This window comes from Lysinibacillus sp. RC46 (assembly GCF_041262385.1).
Classification (GTDB): Bacteria; Bacillota; Bacilli; order Bacillales_A; family Planococcaceae; genus Lysinibacillus.
The window spans coordinates 1-5,276 of record NZ_JBGCCF010000068.1; the positions used below are offsets into that span (position 1 = coordinate 1).

A 5,276-nucleotide genomic window follows, 5' to 3' on the forward strand; every position below is an offset into this window, starting at 1 on the left:
TTGAGTACGCTTAAAAACAGTTTTTTAGATGCTTGGTAGCTTAAGAATTTCCAATTCCGATGTTTTTTATGGTTGACATATCACCACTGGGCTTATCAACTAGACATTACTGTTAATAAACCTGAGATAAACGATATTCTATATTACTTCAACATTTTTACAAATATCCCTTCTTATTCAACCAACCTGCTCCGTTAGTTGAATAACAGTACACCACTTAATCCATTTAAAAAGCACTGATAAATGGTGCTCTTTATCTTTTCTTAATGCTCCTACTGTGAAATAGTTAGATTTTTGACAAGCTGAAATAAGCATTTGTTCTACCCGATTTTCAAATGCCAAGTTTTTATGTAACTCAAGCCAACGATACCAGTAGAGGTAACTATCCAAATAATACGTACCAACGCCTTGAAATCGTTCCATCCATCCTTTCAAACGGCGATGGAAGTTATTAACGTGTTGTATGTGGAATATCCCTTTTTTTACTCGTTGATTTTGATTAAGATTAATTGTTTCGTGTTTGAGATTTTTTGCTGCTGCAAATTTTTTATAGTTGGTAGCTGTATCCGTGCATAACAAAGAAGAATGGGCTATATAATCCCCCAATAACCCCATCAATTTCTTCTGCTTTCACACGATCTCTACCCGCCATCCTCGCAATAATATTGTTATTTCGATCTTATGCTACAACTACAGCAATTTTCTGATTTGAAATTCCTCGTTTTTCATCCTTTTCTCCTCGTTTTTTTGGTTTACGATGTGTAAATCTACGACCTTTTAAAGATTCACGAAAGAAAGTCTCATCACTTTCAATGATGCCAGATAATTGATTGAAGCCGTGACTTCCTAAAGCATTTAAAATCTTGTGCCTCCAATAAAATGCGGTGGATATATGAATTTCCAAGGAGTCTGAAATTTGTGGTAATGTAACACCGTTTATCATCATTTTAATGTACTTAATCCATTTTTCCGGATAACGCGAACCTGAAAAAGGCGTATTTGTCATATCATTAAATGTTTTCCCACAATCCTTACATAAATATCTCTGTCTAGAACGATATTTACCATTACGTTTTACGGCAGTACTTCCACAATGAAGACAACCTAAACCAGACGAAAATCGAGACTCTTTGATCTTAGGAAGTAATTTTTCCATTTTATTTTCTTCTTTTGGATATAGATCTTGTTTCATTGCCTTAAATAAGGCTAGTTGATCTGCTTTTCCTAATTCTCCAACTGCTTCATATACATATCTCCACATTATTGAACGCCTCCTGAAAATGCATTATATTCAATTCAATATTTTCAAGATAGCAACAATCTATACGAAAACGGCCTTAATATTAAAACGACTGTTGTAATTCAGTTTATGATAGTGAGAGCATATAACAAACAAAAATGACTACTCATCACAAAAGTAGTCATTTTTATTTGTTATTTAAAATTGTAAATCCGCATTTCCCTGATGCTTCATCGTATTGAGTTTTCGTCGTATAAACCATTCTGCAACGAATAAATTGGGCACCCAACATAACCAAGCGATTATAGAGTAGCTAAGATTAAAATGTTCAAATCCAAATAGTACAGTAAACAAGACTAGCCAAATTCTTAAAGTGACAGCTGCAAAGGTTAAAGAATAATTTCTGATCATCCACTTTTGATGATTAAGAACTTTTTTATGTTTAATTTTAGCCAGAGCTTGAAATGCTGTTATCAGCCAAAATATAGCTAAGAAACCAAACCCCAGCTGAGACATTAACCCCCCAGTAGCATAAAAGGCTAAATAAAGCCCCGAAACACTGCCAAATAATATGCCTATCATATAAATTTTCCCCATCGTACGATGACGTTTAATATTTTTATCTCTAAACCTTGAAAATAATGTAAAGGGACCAATGACTAAAGCTACTATAGCAAATATGATATGCAAATAAAGCATTATGTACCAAAATGAGCTCAATGTAGAATTTAACATAAGCTTCAGTTTAACAAACCCTGCTTGATGCGCATCCATGAAGAGATATTGAACAGCGGAATAACCAGATACTAAAATAGCTAAACAAATAAATATAAACCAAGTTTTTTTATGCATCTTTCTATCTCCTAAAATTTTATTTGGTCTTGTTTCAATTCCCCTTCTTCTTCCATAAAAAAATTCCCTCACTACTTTATGCTGTTTGATTTGAGCATATTTTATTTTTTATAGTTTTTTCTTTCCTGTTTATACTGTAACATTTAATTTCACCATAGCCTCTTTCCACCTAATAAGTGGTAAAAATATGTGTGTAAGAGGTTTTATATTTTAAATAAAACAACCATAGCCACTAAGATAGTATAAATATCTAAAGCTGGCTTCGACACTTAAGTAACGATATTTTACATAAATAAAAAAACTACTAGGCTCTGATTTGTTCAGTCACCTAATAGGTCAATTAATTATACAACATAAAAGCTAGTCAAATTCGAGCCCCTGCTCCCAGATAGCTCCCCCATAACCTTATGTATCAGCATCATCTGTTTGCGAAATTTCTTTATATATCATTCTTTGATCGCTTTTTTCTTCAGCTACATTGTACTATTATATTACTCAACTAATTCAACAGTAAGTGTAGTAACGGCCATTGGTGCTGTACCTTGTACTTTTCCGTCATAACCGACTTTTACTTTATCACCAACCTTAAATTTTATGTCGGGATTCTTTGCAAGATTTACATAAACAATTCCATAAACCGCATTATTTTCTGATTCAGTTACATATACTACGGCTTTCCGATCGTTTACCATCTCTTCAATAACCCCTATAAAGGTTGCTTTAACTTCACTTTTACACATAAACAATAAACTACAGCATAGAAGAACTATAACTAGCAAACTAAATGCCTTTTTCAACATATATTCCCCCTAAATCTTGCGTTTGTCCTTTTGATTAATAATACCTCATTCCAAGCAAATGTTTCCATTCACTATTGAAATCCCGCATTTTTTCCGGATTTAAATAAAAAAATGTCTGTGTTATGTTTATTTTTGACGCATGGCATATAGAGCTAATGAAAAGGAACTGGACGTGCTTGTTAGCTTTTTTCTCCACAGAAGATGAAATAACAAATACAAAAAAACCACCCATTTCTGAGCGGTCTACTGTCATCATATTTCTTTTATCATTTACATGGTCCCCATTGTCTTGATTTACGTTTGTTTAATTTTACGGGGAATTCTAAATCCTAAAGCTATAGCTGCACCTATACAGCTAGATAGACATCCTATTATCAAATATATTGAAAGCGGTGATTCACCAATTAGAACAGAAGCTATCCCTCCAATTACCGGAAATAAAGCTACCATGTACCCGCTTTTGGCAGCACCAATTCTTTCAACAAGTTTTAAATAAAATAGCCATGCTAGGAAAGATGCGATCAATGTTAAGTACAGTAAAGCAGATATGTATGTTATTGATGTAGGAATGATGATCTTTTGTCCCTGTGACAATACAATTATAGACATTAAAATACTTCCTACAGCGAAACCAATAGCATTCGAATAAATAGGATCAATCTTTACTCTGGCATTCCTTGCAGAACTTACATCACCAATTGCTGTAAGCACTGTACCTAAAAGTGCAATCATTATGCCTTTTAAAACAGATAAGCTAGAAAAATTACTTAAAGAAGGATAAATGAGAACACAAACACCAAACACCCCTAGTAGCCCTCCCAATAATACACGAGGATGTAGTTGCTCTTTTAAGAAAATACGAAGAGCTAGCGGCGTCAATATCACTTTTAATGAAAAGATTAATGTTACAATTGCTGCTGAGCTTAATATTGTTGCGTAATATAGGCATAAATAACTTAAAGCAAAATTACAAATGCCAAACACAATGATAAAGGGTATATCTTTCTTTGTAGGTACCCCTTTCGGCTTAAGAAACAATACTAGGGCAATAAATAAAAATGCAGTAATAACTAGCCGATAAGTCAAAGATAATTCTAAGCTTACTGGCGTTCCTTGAATTTTCACTGCAATAAAATTAAGCCCCCACACTATTAAACAAAATACATACATTAGATTTGTCACTTTATTTACTATACCTTCTGTCGTTCTTTAATTAACGAAATATCTAAGGAGAATATCCTGTGGCTAGGAAGGAATTCTCTCCTCTTGAAATTATCGCCTAGTATATACTATCATCGCCTATCAAGTTTGTAAAAAGGTTTTTCCATAACCTGCCTCTAAAAGCCCAAGCTTAAAATTAATGAGTACCTGGGTTTCTTTTGCGCAATGGTAGAATTCTTTTCTATACACTACAAGCACTAGTTAATTTTCAATTTGTAAATAACAGGGCGCATATCACGTTTTAATGAGCGCTTAGTCATTGTCTTTTAGTTTTAAATAAGCCAAACTACTTTTATAACTGTAATTTCATACTTATTGTTCTTAAACTAAATCCCATTTTTTCGTATAGCTTAATAGCATTATTCCCTGCGTAAGCACTAAGTCTAACTTCAGAGTATCCTTCCCTCCTCAATTGTTCAATGGCAATATTCATTAATTCTTTGGAAATACCTCTACCTCTATATGTCTCTTTTACAAATAGCTCATAAATAAACCCGTTTAATTGTTCCGTAAATTGGTCTTTATTTTCCCCAATTAGGATCCATCCCATTAACTCATTATTCTCTGTTGCTATCAAATAGTAGCATCCTTTTTTAAGAAGAGGTTCAATTAAGTTTAAAACTTTTTCATTTGTTGCTCTTACTCCGCCCAGTGTACCATCAAATAAAGCTTGTGGTGAAAGAGCTATTATTTCTTCTAGTTCTAAGTTGTTCGGCTTTCTAATTTCCATTTATAATACCTCGCTTCTCAATCTCATATTTAGCTTATTATCAATATACCAATCTTTCATTATAATACCATTTAACTTGTCTTTATTTAAGCAATCAATCGTGATTCACTACTAAGCCTAGAACACGATTTGTAGTAAGTTCTTAGTTTCACAGCACTGTTAAATGCTGTCCTTTTATAATAACCCGTTGGCCACTTCAAAGTTGATTTAACCTCGAACTGAGGTCGATCAATGTTTTCCATTCACAGAATTGAGCTTCAGGAAGCCCACTCCTTCAGAGGTGGGAGGAATGAAGTGCTTTTTTCTTTATAGAACATATGTTTATGTTGTATATTGTGAATAATCAAAAAAAGAAAGGAGTGACGGGTAATGACGAAAGGGAAGAAAGATTGTTTTGTTATAGAACTCAAGTTACTTATAGATACATGGCAAA

The 5,276-nt window shown here is 33.3% G+C and carries 4 protein-coding genes and 1 pseudogene; all 5 read right to left on the bottom strand.

Translation table 11 applies throughout. The annotated features are described in order from the left end of the window. Positions 1–258: 258 nt before the first annotated feature. Positions 259–1,261, bottom strand: a pseudogene (locus ABH966_RS26845) (IS1595 family transposase); the annotation flags it as partial. Between the two features lie 177 nt (positions 1,262–1,438). After that, the gene (locus ABH966_RS26850; RefSeq protein ID WP_370083771.1) at positions 1,439–2,092 is read right to left on the bottom strand and encodes a DUF2306 domain-containing protein; all 654 of its coding nucleotides are present in this window, start codon (positions 2,090–2,092) and stop codon (positions 1,439–1,441) included. Between the two features lie 491 nt (positions 2,093–2,583). Next, the gene (locus ABH966_RS26855; RefSeq protein ID WP_370083773.1) at positions 2,584–2,889 is read right to left on the bottom strand and encodes a hypothetical protein; all 306 of its coding nucleotides are present in this window, start codon (positions 2,887–2,889) and stop codon (positions 2,584–2,586) included. 297 nt (positions 2,890–3,186) lie between these two features. Next, positions 3,187–4,074 carry a DMT family transporter gene (locus ABH966_RS26860; RefSeq protein ID WP_370083775.1) on the bottom strand — a complete coding sequence of 296 codons (888 nt, stop codon included), beginning with the start codon at positions 4,072–4,074 and terminating at the stop codon, positions 3,187–3,189. Between the two features lie 331 nt (positions 4,075–4,405). Then, positions 4,406–4,843, bottom strand: coding sequence for a GNAT family N-acetyltransferase (locus tag ABH966_RS26865; RefSeq protein ID WP_370083777.1), 438 nt, complete (start codon positions 4,841–4,843; stop codon positions 4,406–4,408). Positions 4,844–5,276: the final 433 nt, after the last annotated feature.